This is a genomic window from Micromonospora sp. WMMC250 (assembly GCF_027460215.1).
Lineage (GTDB): Bacteria > Actinomycetota > Actinomycetes > Mycobacteriales > Micromonosporaceae > Micromonospora > Micromonospora taraxaci.
Window position 1 is genome coordinate 2,447,852 of the sequence record NZ_JAPZBJ010000002.1, and the last position, 13,372, is coordinate 2,461,223.

A 13,372-nucleotide genomic window follows, 5' to 3' on the forward strand; every position below is an offset into this window, starting at 1 on the left:
GTCAGTCGGCGCGTCGGCCCAGTGCGTCGAGCTCGCGCAGCCCCGGGGTCCGCTGGATCATGGCCGTGAAGCTGACCTTCTCGCTGGCGGCGGTGAGCCCGGCGAGCACCGCGAGCAGACCGGCCCGACCCAGCGGGCCGGTGCGGGCGGCGAGCGCGACACCGAGCAGCGCCCCGAGGGCGTTCGCGCCGCTGTCGCCGAGCATCACGTCCTCGCCCAGGTCGTCACGGAGCAGACCGGCGGCGGCACCCGCGGCACCGGCGGCGATCCCGCCGTGCGGGCCACCGGCCAGCGGCGCGGCGAGCAGCAGCCCGGACTTGATCGCCCGGCCCGGCCGTAGGTCGAGCAGGTTGAGCAGGTTGGCCGTGCCGGCGATGACCCCGGCGCCGAGGAGCACGTCGACGCCCCGACCGAACGCGCCGTGGCGCTGCCGGCGCGGGTGCGCCGCGACCCGCTGGTCGGCGGCCAGCAGCGCCGCCGCGCCCAGGCCGGCGGCGCCCACCCCGGCGACCTTCACCAGGCCGGCGGTGACCCGCCCCTCACGCAGCGCGGCGAGGTGACCGGCGAAACCCTTCGCGGTCTTCTGCTCCGGCCGCGCGCCCACCACGTCGTCGTACAGGCCGACGGCACCCGCGCCGAGGCCGGCGACCAGCGCCGCCCCACCGGAGGGGCCGCTAGTCGCACCGAACGCGCCGACGGCCGCCGCGCCCGCGGCGAGCGCCGGCCCGGCGGCCAGGCTGACCGTGCGGCCCCGGAAGTTCGTGCGCTCCAATGCCGGCCCGGCCGGCGAGGTGCGGACCTCGCGCAGCGCGTACCGGGCCGCCGCGGCACCGGCGCCGACGAGCAGCAGCCGACCAAGCGTCCTCATGCCGCCACCCTGCTGCGCGTCAGCTCACGCGCGTCGATTACGGACACCGGGGTACGTCGTTCGCTCACTGGGGCAGTTTAGGCAGCAGGGACGGCGCGTTGTCGCCGACGCCGTACTGCCCGGCTTTCTTCTCGGTGAGCTGTTCCACCAGGGCGAGGCTGGTGACCAGCTGACCCTGCACGGTGTTGGCGTTGTCGACCGTGGAGATGGTCTGGGCGAGCACCGGGTCACCACGGACCACGGACACCAGGTTGCCGCCGACGGAACCCTTCCCGGCCACCACGATCGACCCGGTCCGGTCGAACTGCTCGGCAATCTTGACGACCGACTCGTCCCGCTTCTCGGAGTCCTTGTCGACGTACGGCTGGCCGCTGACCACCACTACCGCCTCCGCCGAGCCGGTGACCTTGTTGTTGTCGGTGGTCAGGTAGCCGGCGTTGTTGTAGGCGGCGAGCACCGCCCGCCGGTCGGCGTCACTGACCGGCGCGACACCCTGGGCACGGTCCAGCAGGACGCTGGCCAGCAACGCGCTGGACGTCTCCACACCGTGCCCGTTGCCCGGCAGGCCGGTGGTCTGCGCGGTCGGACGGGCGGCGGTGACGGCCAACTCGAGCAGGTTGGTGTTGTTGTCCGGGTTGATGAACTTGTCCTGCAACTCGACCCGCCCGGTCAGGGTGGCGCCGGCCTGCTGGAGCTTCTTGAGCACACCCTCGGTGTGGTCGCGCCCGTTGGGCAGCGTCAGCACCAGCACGCGGCGCCCGGTCAGGGTGCCGGGGAGGATGACCTGCGAGATCTCCTCGGCGAAGTCCTCCTCCAGCGCGAGCTGCTTCTCCATGTTGCTGACCTGCTGACGCCAGTTCTGGTTGTCCTTACGCAGCCCGGTGACCTGTCCCTCGAGCGAATCGGCGACCGGACCGTTGAGGGCGGCTGTGCCGACCACCAAGCCGATCGCCAGAGCCAGGAAGACCGCGGTGAGGGACACCACGTGGTAGCGGAAGTTGATCACGCTTGCAGCCTCTTGATCGGTCGGGAACTAGAAGAGCCGGTACAGCTGGAACACGAGATTGTCCCACCACTCGGCGACCACGCCCAGGTACGCCTTCCCGACTGTCGACACGGCCACCGCGGACGCCATCGCCGCGATCGCCGACAACACCAGCAACAACAGCGACGAACCGGAGATGCTCTGCCGGTAGAGCCGGCTCACACCCTTGGCGTCGACCAGCTTGCCACCGACCTTGAGCCGGGTCAGGAACGTCGAGGCCATGCCACCGCGCCCCTTGTCCAGGAACTCGACCAGCGTGGCGTGGGTGCCGACCGCGACCAGCAGCGAGGCGCCCTTCTCGTCGGCGAGCAGCATCGCCAGGTCCTCGCTGGTCGCCGCGGCCGGGAAGGTGATCGCCGGGACGCCGAGACCGTTGACCCGGGGCAGGCCGGGCGCCCGCCCGTCCGGGTACGCGTGCACGATCACCTCGGCGCCGCAGCGCAGCACGTCGTCGGTGACCGAATCCATGTCCCCGATGATCATGTCGGGGGTGTACCCGGCCTCGACCAGGGCGTCCGCGCCGCCGTCGACGCCGATGAGCACCGGCTTGAACTCCCGGATGTACGGGCGCAGCACGTCCAGGTCGGCTTTGTAGTCGTACCCGCGCACCACGATCAGGCAGTGCCGACCCTGCATCTGGGTCTCGATGTCCGGAACGCCCACACCGTCGAGCAGCAGGTCGCGTTCCTGGCGCAGGTAGTCCATCGTGTTGGCGGCGAACGCCTCCAACTGCACCGACAGACCCTCGCGGGCGTCGGCCATCGCCTTGGCGACCGACTCGGCGTCCTGCAGGCTGCCGTGGGCCACCGGCTCGTCACCGGCGAAGACCGTGTTGCCCTCGATGCGGACCTGGTCGCCCTCGCGGATCCGCTCGAAGACCCCCTCGCCGAGGTCGTCGAGCAGCGGAATGCCGGCGGCAATCAACACCTCCGGGCCGAGGTTCGGGTAACGGCCGGACACCGAGGGCTTCGCGTTGAGCACCGCCCCGACACCGACAGCGACGAGCGAGTCGGCCGCCACCCGGTCCAGGTCGACGTGGTCGATGACCGCGATGTCACCGGGGCGCAGGCGGCCGACCAGCCGTTTCGTCCGGCGATCAAGGCGCGCGGTGCCGAGGACTCTGCCCGGCTCGGGGGTCCGGTTCCGGCGCAACGTGGGTAGACGCATCGTGACCATCCTGGCATGTGAGGCAGGCTTTTCTGTCGCGACATGCCTGAGCAGGGCCGCCTACCCAGGGAAGCACACGTCGGCACAAGCCGGTGTGCTTGCGCTCACAATACGCGGCGTCACAACCGCCTTTCCTTGGCCGCCACGGCCAGAAGCTCCTCGGCGTGAGCGATACCCAGATCCGAATCCGGCAAACCCGCCAACATCCGGGCCAACTCCCGAGCCCGCTCGGTGTCCTCCACGACCCGCACACCACTGGTCGTCACCGCGCCACCGGTGTCCTTCGCCACCACCAGGTGCCGGTCGGCGAACGCCGCTACCTGCGGCAGGTGCGTGACGACCAACACCTGGTGGCTACGCGCCAACCGGGCCAGCCGCCGGCCGATCTCCACCGCCGCCTGACCACCCACACCCGCGTCGACCTCGTCGAAGACCAACGTGGGCGGGCCGCCCGACCCGGCGAACACCACCTCTATCGCCAGCATCACCCGCGACAACTCACCACCGGACGCACCGCGCTGCAACGGCAACGACGGCGCGCCCGGGTGGGCCAGCAACCGCAGCTCCACCTCGTCACCGCCGTCCGAGCTGACACCCACCTCGACCCCGTTGACCGACAACGTGGGCTCGGCCCGACCCGCCGGCCGCGGCAGCACCGCCACCTCGATGCGCGCGTGCGGCATTGCCAACCCGGCCAACTCCACGGTGACCTGGTCGGCGAAACGCAGCGCCGCCTCCTGCCGGGACGCCGACACGCGCCCGGCCAGGTCCGCCACCTCGACCGCGAGCCGCTGACCCTCCCGCTCCAGCTCGTCCAACAGATCGTCGGAGGTGTCCAGGTCGGACAGTCGCGTCCGCGCCCGATCAGCCCAGGCGATCACCCCGTCGACGTCGTCGGCGTACTTACGGGTCAGGGCACGCAGCGCCGCCCGCCGCTCGTAGACGTGCTGCAACCGGGCCGGGTCCGCGTCGAGCGTCGCCAGGTACGCCGACAACTCCGCCGACACGTCGGTGACCAGCGTCGCCGCCTCCTCCAGGCGCGACGCCAGGTCACCCAGCGCCGGGTCGGTGCCCGCCTGCGCCTCCAGGGTCCGCCGGGCGGTGCCGAGCAACGCCGCCGCGTCGGGTGTCTCGTCGGTGGCCTCCGCGCCACCCGCCACACACTGCTGGGCGATCTGCGCGGCCGTCCGCAGCCCCTCGGCGTGCTCCAGCCGCTGCGCCTCGGTCTTCAGCTCGTCGTCCTCACCGGGCTGCGGATCGACCCGGGTGATCTCGTCGAGGCCCAACCGCAGCAGGTCGGCCTCCTGGTTGCGCTCGCGGGCGTTGCGCCGCCGGTCGGCCAGGTCGTCGACCACCCGCCGCCACCCCGTGTACGCCTCCCGCAACGCGTCGAGCAGCTTCTCGTGCTCCGGGCCGGCGAACCGGTCCAACGCGGCCCGCTGTTCGGCCGGACGCAGCAGCCGCAACTGGTCGGACTGCCCGTGCACGGCGACCGCCTGCTCGCCGACCTCACCGAGCATCGACACCGGCATGCTCCGACCGCCGACGTGGGCACGCGAACGGCCCTCCACCGTCACCGTGCGGCTCAGCAGCACCGAACCGTCCTCGTCGGGCTCCCCACCGGCCTCGGTGATCCGCGCGTGCACCGCGTCGGCGACCCGACCGAGCAGACGCAACCGCCCCTCGACCACCGCCCGGCCCGGTTGGGCACGAACCCGCCCCGCGTCGGCCCGGCCACCGAAGAGCAGGCCGAGGCCGGTGACCACCATCGTCTTGCCCGCACCGGTCTCGCCGGTGATGACGTTCATCCCGCCGGTCAACGGCAGCGTGGTGTCGTCGATGACGCCCAGTCCGGTGATACGCAGCTCTTCCAGCACAGCCACCGACAGTAGACGCGAGGGGCGACAGTTGACCAGCCGACGGGCCCCGGCGCGGCCGGCACCCGGCCGACGTACAGTTCTGCCCCGTGTTGGACGTGATCGGCCTGACCTCGGCTGAGGAGGAGCTCTACCGCTGCCTGCTCCAGCTCACCGCGGCGCGCGTCGACGACCTGGCCCGCCGCCTGCACCGACCCCGCGAGCAGGTCGTCGCCCAGATCGAGGCGCTACGCGCCAAGGGACTGGTACAGCCCACCGACATCGACCCGGACGCGCCCCTGCGCCCGACCGCACCGGACGTCGCCCTCGGCGGGGCGCTGCTGCGCCGCCAGGAGGACCTCGAGGCCGCCCGGCACCGGGTCACCCAACTCGCCGAGGAGTACCGGTCCGGGCTGCGCCGGCACCACGTCGACCACCTCGTCGAGGTGATCGTCGGAGCCCGGGTCCTCCGCGACCGCCTGCGCGACCTGCAGAACTCGGCGCGTACCGAGGTGCTCTGGTTCTGCCGCGCCAACCCCCTGGCCATGGCCGGCCCGGAGAACGTCGAGGAGTTCGACGCGCTGGCCCGCGGCGTGAGCTACCGCGCCATCTACGAGCGTGACCTGCTGCTGGAACCGGGAGCGTTGGCCGACCTGGCCAAGGGCGTCGCCGCCGGCGAGCAGGCCCGGGTGCTCGACCGGCTGCCCGTCCGACTGGCCATCGTGGACGCCAGCACTGCCATCTGCCCGCTGGTGCCCGACCGCGACGGCGGGGAGCCGAGCGCCGCCGTGATCGGCCGCAGCCAACTGCTCGACGCGCTGCTCGCCCTCTTCGAGAGCCACTGGCGGGTCGCCACCCGGCTGCGCCTCGACGATCCCCTCACCGTCGCCGCGCCCGAGGGTCGGCGGCCGGACCCCGAGGACCGTCCCGGCGACGGCTACCAGCCCGACGCCGACGAGGCGCGGCTGCTGTCGCTGTTCGTGGCCGGCGTCCCCGACAAGTCCATCGCCTCGCAGCTCGGGGTGAGCCGCCGGACCGTGCAACGACGCATCGCCGACCTGATGGCCGCCGCCGGCGTGGACACCCGACCCGGGCTGGCGTTCCAGGTCGCCCGACGCGGCTGGCTCTGACCGCACCGAGCCGGGGTGGGACGGCCACCGGCCACCCCACCCTCCGGTCAGCGCAGCCCGTACGCCTGGAGCACCGTCTGGTCGACGGTGTTCCCGGCCCGGTCGGCGGCGTGCACCCGCAACGACACCGTTCCGCGCCCCGCCGGCACGGTCACGGTGTACCGGGTGCCCGACCCCTTCGTGTGCGCGTCACGCCAGGTGACTCCCCCGTCGAAGGACACCCGCACCCGGACGCTGGTGCCGGTCGGCGCGGGCACACCGGTCGGCTGACGCACTGTCAGCGCCACCTGGTGCGGCCGGTTGCCACGAACCGTGCCGAGCAGGTCGGCCGGCACCTGGTAGTCCACCTGCAACAGCGACAACGGCGTGGCGGCCCCGCCCGCCGGACGGGCCGAGGTGAACTCCCAGGCCGTGTCGGTACGGGTGCCGTAGCGCCACTCCGCCGAGGACCGCTTCGTGGTCAGGTCCAGCCGGTAGCGGGCCCGACCCGGGGTGGCGGGCACCGGGGCCCACCCGTCGGAGAGGTCGGCGATCTGCTTCCCGTCCCGACTGACCCGGGCCTCGACGGTGTCCGACTCCTCGCTGTTGCCGGCCACCGTGTAGTGCCCACCCGCGTCGACGAACTCGGGCACCCGCAGGTCCAGGCTGTCACCGGTGCGGGTGGGCACCGGCGCCCCACGGGCCGGCACGGCCGGGCGGACCACCGGCGCGTGCCAGGTCTCGGTCTCCCGGTCGTCGGCGGCGTACCGTCGGGGCTCCTGGGTCAGACCGCCGGTCAACTGCCCCCACTGCATGAACATCGACTTGTGCAGCACCCGGTGCTGCCACCAGTTGTCCCCGGCGCTGACGAACTCCTGCCGGGTGGTGCCGTTGCGGACCAGACGCTGGTCGTCGTTCCAGGCGTACTCCTGCCACGGACGCCAGCCGAACCGCTCCTCGGTCGCCCAACCGGCGCCCATGTCGCCGTAGCTCGCTGTCACCTCCGCGGTGTTCTTCGCGCTCACCGTGTGCACGACCCGCTCCGGCACCCGACCCTTCGACACCTGCCACACGTCGTAGAGGTAGGGGCTGTCCACCGTCAACGTCAGGTCGAGCGTCGCCCGGCCCTTACGCGCCGCGGCGATCAACCGCTGCCCGTCGTCGTACGCCACCACCATCGACGGGATCGGCAGCGGCTCCGCCGCCGGCCTCCACACCGTCCACGCGCTGCGGTCCTCCGGACGGACGATCAGCACCACGGCGGCGCCGGCTGCCGCCGCGGCGGCGACCTGCTCCTCCTCCGCGCGGTTCGGGTCGGTGGCGAGAAGCGCGGCGGCACCCCGCACCCGGGCCAACTCGGCGGGGGTTCCGACACCGGCCCAGACCAGCGGCAGTTTGTGGCGGCCGGTCGGCGCCGGCGACGTGCCCAGCAGGTTGATGTCCGCAGGACCGGACACCCCGCTGACCGTCGCGTCCACCATCGGCGCGACGAGCTGCCAGCGCGAGGCGAACTCGAACTCCCCCTGCCGCACCTGGCGGGTGGGCGTGACGTTGACCTGCTGGACGGTGCTGTACGCCATCACCCCGTGGTCGATCTGCCGACCGTTGCCCAGCACCCGGTGCACGTAGTAGCTCAGCGTGGCCCGCTGCTCGCTGGGCTTCGGCGTCTCGATCCGCACCGGCGTGCCCTTGCGGGCGTCGAGCACCACTGTCAGGTCCCGGTCGACGACCAGCTCCGGCTCGACGGTCTGGGTCATCTGCTCGTCCAGCGGAGCACCGTGCTCGACCAGCCCGGTCAGCAGGTACGTGCCCTCCTCGACGCGCAGCGTTCCCTCACCCGGCCACCAACCCCAGTAGTCCGACTCGGGCTGCTCACCGAACAGGGTCAGCGCCGGCGACAGGGCCAGCTGACCCTTGCGGTCCAACACCTTCACGGTGACCTCGTGCATCGGGCCGCTGACGGTCAACCCGACCGGTGTCCGCACGGCGACACCGTCGGTACCGGTCGCCACCAGCCAACCACCGTGCGGGCCCCGGGCCAGCTTCGCGGGGTCGGCCCGCAGCGGCACCGCCACGCTGCCACCCGCCGCGATGCTCACCGTGCCGGAGCCGACGGACACCCCGTCGGCCTCCGCCGCACCGCTGTCAAGGTTGCGCAGGTCCAGCGCGAGCCGCAGGGTCTGCGCGGCACTCGTCCCGTTGGTGTACGTCACGGTCCGCTCGAGCGCAGCGCCGCCGGTGGAGACCCGACCGAAGTCGACGGTGGCCGACGCGTACACCCGCTGGGTGAGCGCCCGCGCCACGTCGACCCGACCGCCACCCTGCTCGAACACCGTCAACGCCGGGTTGGCCTTCGTGGTGCTGACCAGCGCGTCCTTGAGCGTCCGGGCAGCCCAGTCCGGGTGCTCCTGGGCGAGGATCGCCGCCGCGCCGGCCACGTGCGGGGTGGCCATCGAGGTCCCGGACGCGGTCGTGTAGGCGTCGCCCACCGGCGTACCCATCGTGGTGCCGGCGGCCCGCGCGGCGACGATGCCGACGCCCGGCGCGGTGATCTCCGGCTTGAGGCCGTTGTCACCGACCCGCGGACCACGGCTGGAGAAGTCGGCGAGGCTGTCGTCGCGGTCCACCGCACCGACGGTGAGCGCCGCCGCGGCTGCGCCGGGCGAGCCGACGGTACGCGCCTCACCCGCGTTGCCGGCGGCGATCACGAACAGTGCGCCGGTCTCGGCGGACAGGTCGTTGACCGCCTGGCTCATCGGGTCGGTGCCGTCGGTCGGACCGCCGCCGAGGCTCATGTTGACGACCTTCGCGCCGGAGCGGGCGGCCCACTCCATGCCGGCGATGATGGACGAGTCGTAGCCGGAGCCACCGTCGTCGAGCACCTTGCCGACCAGGAGCTGCGCGCCGGGCGCGACGCCCTTGCGGAGCCCGTCGGACGCCGCGCCACTGCCGGCGATGGTGGCCGCCACGTGGGTGCCGTGGCCGTGCCCGTCGCGGGCGCTGCCGCTGCCGGAGAAGTCCAGCGCCTCGGCGATCCGCCCGGCCAGGTCGGGGTGGGTGGCGTCGACGCCGGTGTCGAGCACCGCCACCTTCACACCGCTGCCGTCCCGGCCGGCTGCCCAGGCCTTCGGCGCGCCGATCTGCGGCACGCTGTGCTCCAGCGTCGGACGGACCTTCCCGTCCAGCCAGATCCGGGCGATGCCGCCGCCCAACCGGGGCGCGGCGGCCGAGGTCCGGGCGCTCGGCGTACCGGCGAGCGAGCTCCACAGACCGCCGAGGTCACCCTTGCCGACCCGCAGCGCCGCACCGTTGATGCTCTCCAGGGGGCGGGCGTCGGTGGCACCGGCGAGCGGTCGCACCCGACCGGCGGCCGGCTCCTGGTACCGCACGATCAGCGGCAGGGTGCCCCGCGCGGTGTCGCCGTAGCCGTCGGCCGCCAACTCCTGCACGTCGAACAGGTTGGCGTCGAGGACCCCGCTGGTCACGTACGGCAGGGCGTCGCTGGGAAGCACCCGCAGCGTGCCGTCGACCTGCGTGGTCTGGAAGAAGATCCGTTCGCGCCCGGGTCCCGGGCGGACGGTGGCGGCGACCCGACCAGGCGCCGCCGGTGCCAGGTCGACCTGGTCACCGGTGATCAGCGTGATACGGACGGGCGCGGCGCCCGGAGTGGGCGTGCCCGATGTCGGGCCGGTGGGCCGGCCGGGCGGGTCGGCGGACGCCGGTGCGGCGAGGCCGACCACCAACGCGCCGACCGCGCCGACGGCGAGCCAGCGTGGGGACCAGTGCATGCGATGTGCTCCTCTACTCCTCCAGGCCCACCATCCGTAGATGAGGGCCGATCGGAGTCTGCGTCGGAGCCTGTCACCAGGTCACTAGTCACCAGCCGCCGCAGCGGCGACATGTCGCCAGGTGGACAACCACCGTCCACCGACGGTGTGCGTCACGGTCACCGGCTGCCGCACCGGCAGGCTGTCACCGGCGGCTGCCACGCCAACCGTGCACGGGCAGGCCGAACTTGGCGACCAGCCGGTCGGTGAACGGTCGGGGCCGCAGCCGCACGATGCGCACCGGCAGGGCACCCCGACGCACCGTCACCCGGGCACCCGGCGGCAGGTCGTAGACCCGACGCCCGTCGCAGGACAGCACGGCCAGGGTGGTGAACGGGTCGACCGTGATCACGAAGGTGGACGTCGGCGCCGTGACCAGCGGGCGGCTGAACAACGCGTGCGCGCTGATCGGCACCAGCAGCAGCGCCTCCACCTCCGGCCAGACCACCGGGCCGCCGCCGGAGAACGCGTACGCGGTGGAGCCCGTCGGGGTGGCGCAGACGACACCGTCGCAGCCGTAGCGGGACAGCGGCCGCCCGTCCACGTCGACGAGCAGTTCGAGCATCTGCGCCCGCTCGCCCTTCTCGATGCTGATCTCGTTGAGCGCCCAGGACTCGATGGTCGGCCCACCGTCGAACTCGGCGGTGACGTCCAGGGTGAGCCGCTCGTCGACCGTGTAGTTGCGACTGACGACGTCCTGCACCGCGACGTCCAGATCGTCGATCTCCGCCTCGGCCAGGAAACCGACCTTGCCGAGGTTGATGCCGAGCAGCGGCGCCTTCGCCGGACGGGCCAACTCGGCGGCGCGCAGGAAGGTGCCGTCCCCGCCGAGCGCGAAGACGATCTCGGCGCCCTCGGCGGCCTTCTGCCCGGCGACCGGCACCACACCGGGCAGGTCGAGGTCCTCGGCCTCGTCGGCGACCACCCGTACCTCGAAACCCGCGTCGATCAGGTCGGCGGCGACCGACCGGGCGTGCTCCGTGCTGCGGCGACGACCGGTGTGGGTCACCAGCAGAGCGGTCCGGCTCATCGCCTCGCCCGCCCGTCGGGGACCGGGCGGCGTCGCACCACCGTCGCCCCACTCCCACCGCGTGTCGTCGCGGCACCCTCGCTGCGCGCGTTCACCCTGCGACCTCCTCCGTCGCCGCCGTCACGTCCGGCACGTCACCGGCCGCTGTCGGGCCGTCCGGCCCGGCCGCCACCACGGCCCGCACCCGCTGCGGGTCGGCCGGCGGTGCGCCCCGGCGCAACCATACGAAGAACTCCACATTGCCGCTCGGCCCCGGCAGAGGGCTGGCCGCCACGTCGGCCAGACCGAGGCCGAGCGTGGCCGCCGCGGCGGCCACGTCCAGGACCGCCTCGGCACGCAGCTCCGGATCACGGACCACACCACCGGCGCCGACCCGTTCCTTGCCCACCTCAAACTGCGGCTTCACCATCAACGCCAGGTCACCGTCGTCGCGGGTGCAGCCGGCCAACGCCGGCAGCACCAACCGCAGCGAGATGAACGACAGGTCGGCCACCGTGAGGTCGACAGGCCCACCGATCGTGTCCGGTACGAGGGTACGAACGTTCGTGCGTTCCAGGACGCGGACCCGCTCGTCGGTGCGCAGCGACCAGGCGAGCTGCCCGTAGCCGACGTCCACGGCCACCACCTCGGCGGCGTCGGCGCGCAACAGCACGTCGGTGAAGCCACCGGTCGAGGCGCCGGCGTCCAGGCAGCGCCGGCCGGCGACCCGCAGCCCACCGGCAGCGAACGCGGCCAGCGCGCCGGCCAGCTTGTGCCCGCCCCGGGAGACGTACTCCTCGGCCGGGTCCTCGCCCGTCACCAGCAGCGGGTCGGCGGGGTCGACCATCGCGGCGGCCTTGCGCGCGACCACCCCACGCAACTGGACCCGGCCGGCCTCCACCAGCCCGGCGGCCTGCTCCCGGGAGCGGGCCAGACCGCGCCGGACGAGTTCGGCGTCCAACCGGTTACGACGTGCCATGGGTGGTTCTCCGGATCTGGTTCAGGCCTGGTCGTGCCGCTCAGGTCTGGTCGATGGTGGCGAGGGTTTCCCGCAGCGTCTCGTAGGCCGCCTCGTACTGCGCGATCTGGTCGGCCGGGGCGAGCGTCGCCGCGTTGGCCATGGCCTGCACGGCGGCGTCCACCGCCGGGTGCCGCGCCGGCTCGTCCCCGAGGTCCGCCGGCGGACCGGGGCGGGCACCGGCCGGAGGACCCGGGCGGGGCGGGAAAGCGCCGCCGGCGGGCGGCCCGGGCCGGGCCGGGACGCCACCGGCCGGCGGGCCGGGCCGGGGCGGGAACGTGCCGCCGGTCGGCGGGTGGGGCTGGCTCATTCGGTGACGCCCGGTGGCTGCTTACGGACCGCCTTCTTGGCGGGCATGGCCGCCGGGGTCGGGGTCTCGTCGTCGGTGCGGCTGATCGTCGCCGGCGCCTTCTTCGCGATGGCCTTCTTGGCGACCGCCTTCTTGGCCACGGCCTTCTTCGCCACCGGCTGCACGGCCGCCGACTGCTCGGCCACCGCCTGCCCCGCCGAAGGCCGCTCGGGCGTCGGCTCGTCGGGCGCAGCCTCCCCGGCCTCCGGTTTGTCGGGAGCATGAGCGGAGACCGGGGCACCCGCCGGGCCGTCGGACGGCACCAGACGGTCTCCAGGCCGCGCGGCGCGGGCCGGGTCCGGTCGTTCCGACGGGCTGGCGGCCGACGTGCCCGCGGGCTCGGAGGCGCGCGCCTCACGCAGTTGCCGTTCCAGGTCGTGCACCCGCCGGGTCAGCTCGGCCACCTCGTCGGCGGTGGCCAGGCCGACCGCCCCGAGAGCACGGTCGACCTCGAAGCGGACCAGCTTGGTGAGCGCCTCCCGGTTGGCGGCACCGGTGGTGACCAGTTCCTCGCCGAGCGCCTGGAGTTGGGCGGCGGTCGCACCACCGGAGCCGACGAGGCGTCGTGCCACGTCCTGGGCCTTCTTCCGGGGCGCCTCCGTGAGGCCCATGGCCAGTTCGAGGTAGGCGCGCCACGCGTCCTGCATGCCTGAGTCCTTCCACGGGGCGGGGTGTGCAGGTGTCACGCTACCGGGCACCCCGGACTGTGCCGTGCGGTACGGTGCCGAGGACGGCGTGGCGATCAGCGAGGGGGACATGTGGCCAGCGTGGACGAGTGCCGGCAGGCGTTGCAGGAGCTGGCCGCCCGGCTGGACCGCAACGCGGAGACGGTGCGCGAACGGATCGATCTGGACCGGACGCTGGCCTGCCGCATCACCGACCTGGACGCCGCGTTCCACGGCCGTATCACCGGCGGTCGGCTGGTCGAGCTCACCGACGGCGACGACCCCAAAGCCAAGATCGCACTGAGCACCTCCAGCGACGACCTGCTCGCCCTGGTGCGCGGCGACCTCGACGTCACCAAGGCGGTGACGTCCCGACGGGTGTCGATCAAGGCGAACCCGTTCGACCTGATGAAGCTGCGCAAACTGCTCTGACGAACGCCACGCCGACTCGACCAGGGG

11 protein-coding genes are annotated in these 13,372 nt (G+C 73.2%); 2 read left to right on the forward strand and 9 right to left on the reverse strand.

Annotation, left to right across the window (positions count from 1 at the left end):
* Position 1 precedes the first annotated feature (1 nt).
* The 4 genes from O3438_RS10570 to recN form a co-directional block, all read right to left on the reverse strand.
* The gene (locus O3438_RS10570) at positions 2-868 is read right to left on the reverse strand and encodes a hypothetical protein (protein WP_269679807.1); all 867 of its coding nucleotides are present in this window, start codon (positions 866-868) and stop codon (positions 2-4) included.
* A 64-nt stretch (positions 869-932) separates the two neighbouring features.
* Positions 933-1,874 (reverse strand): copper transporter, encoded by a 942-nt coding sequence (locus tag O3438_RS10575; protein ID WP_269679808.1) that lies wholly within the window; start codon positions 1,872-1,874, stop codon positions 933-935.
* A 27-nt stretch (positions 1,875-1,901) separates the two neighbouring features.
* Positions 1,902-3,080 carry a putative cytokinetic ring protein SteA gene (gene steA / locus O3438_RS10580; RefSeq protein ID WP_269679809.1) on the reverse strand — a complete coding sequence of 393 codons (1,179 nt, stop codon included), beginning with the start codon at positions 3,078-3,080 and terminating at the stop codon, positions 1,902-1,904.
* Between the two features lie 119 nt (positions 3,081-3,199).
* Complete coding sequence (gene recN, locus O3438_RS10585) at positions 3,200-4,957, reverse strand: DNA repair protein RecN (RefSeq protein WP_269683614.1); 1,758 nt, start codon at positions 4,955-4,957, stop codon at positions 3,200-3,202.
* Between the two features lie 89 nt (positions 4,958-5,046).
* Here recN and O3438_RS10590 point away from each other — a divergent pair, with 89 nt between their 5' ends.
* The gene (locus O3438_RS10590) at positions 5,047-6,066 is read left to right on the forward strand and encodes a helix-turn-helix domain-containing protein (RefSeq protein WP_269679810.1); all 1,020 of its coding nucleotides are present in this window, start codon (positions 5,047-5,049) and stop codon (positions 6,064-6,066) included.
* A 47-nt stretch (positions 6,067-6,113) separates the two neighbouring features.
* On the opposite strand, the gene O3438_RS10595 is transcribed toward O3438_RS10590, so the two are convergent.
* The 5 genes from O3438_RS10595 to O3438_RS10615 form a co-directional block, all read right to left on the reverse strand.
* Entirely contained in the window at positions 6,114-9,833 is a 3,720-nt protein-coding gene (locus O3438_RS10595; RefSeq protein WP_269679811.1) for a S8 family serine peptidase, read from the reverse strand.
* 184 nt (positions 9,834-10,017) lie between these two features.
* Positions 10,018-10,902 (reverse strand): NAD kinase, encoded by an 885-nt coding sequence (locus O3438_RS10600; RefSeq protein ID WP_088990256.1) that lies wholly within the window; start codon positions 10,900-10,902, stop codon positions 10,018-10,020.
* Between the two features lie 91 nt (positions 10,903-10,993).
* Positions 10,994-11,860, reverse strand: coding sequence for a TlyA family RNA methyltransferase (locus tag O3438_RS10605; RefSeq protein WP_269679812.1), 867 nt, complete (start codon positions 11,858-11,860; stop codon positions 10,994-10,996).
* A gap of 40 nt (positions 11,861-11,900) precedes the next feature.
* Positions 11,901-12,209, reverse strand: coding sequence for a hypothetical protein (locus tag O3438_RS10610; protein ID WP_269683854.1), 309 nt, complete (start codon positions 12,207-12,209; stop codon positions 11,901-11,903).
* On the reverse strand, positions 12,206-12,895 hold the full coding sequence (locus tag O3438_RS10615; RefSeq protein ID WP_269679813.1) for a phasin family protein: 690 nt from the start codon (positions 12,893-12,895) through the stop codon (positions 12,206-12,208). Before O3438_RS10615 ends, O3438_RS10610 begins: the two co-directional genes overlap by 4 nt.
* 111 nt (positions 12,896-13,006) lie before the next feature.
* Here O3438_RS10615 and O3438_RS10620 point away from each other — a divergent pair, with 111 nt between their 5' ends.
* A complete protein-coding gene (locus O3438_RS10620) occupies positions 13,007-13,345 on the forward strand; it encodes an SCP2 sterol-binding domain-containing protein (protein ID WP_269679814.1) in 339 nt (112 codons plus the stop codon).
* The last annotated feature ends 27 nt before the right edge of the window (positions 13,346-13,372 follow it).

What these genes read in the sequence shown, in the direction of transcription:
- O3438_RS10570 (WP_269679807.1), bottom strand. Translation starts at nt 868, where the DNA reads ATGAGGACGCTTGGTCGGCTGCTGCTCGTCGGCGCCGGTGCCGCGGCG.
- steA (WP_269679809.1), bottom strand. Translation starts at nt 3,080, where the DNA reads ATGCGTCTACCCACGTTGCGCCGGAACCGGACCCCCGAGCCGGGCAGA.
- O3438_RS10595 (WP_269679811.1), bottom strand. Translation starts at nt 9,833, where the DNA reads ATGCACTGGTCCCCACGCTGGCTCGCCGTCGGCGCGGTCGGCGCGTTG.
- O3438_RS10600 (WP_088990256.1), bottom strand. Translation starts at nt 10,902, where the DNA reads ATGAGCCGGACCGCTCTGCTGGTGACCCACACCGGTCGTCGCCGCAGC.
- O3438_RS10605 (WP_269679812.1), bottom strand. Translation starts at nt 11,860, where the DNA reads ATGGCACGTCGTAACCGGTTGGACGCCGAACTCGTCCGGCGCGGTCTG.
- O3438_RS10610 (WP_269683854.1), bottom strand. Translation starts at nt 12,209, where the DNA reads ATGAGCCAGCCCCACCCGCCGACCGGCGGCACGTTCCCGCCCCGGCCC.
- O3438_RS10615 (WP_269679813.1), bottom strand. Translation starts at nt 12,895, where the DNA reads ATGCAGGACGCGTGGCGCGCCTACCTCGAACTGGCCATGGGCCTCACG.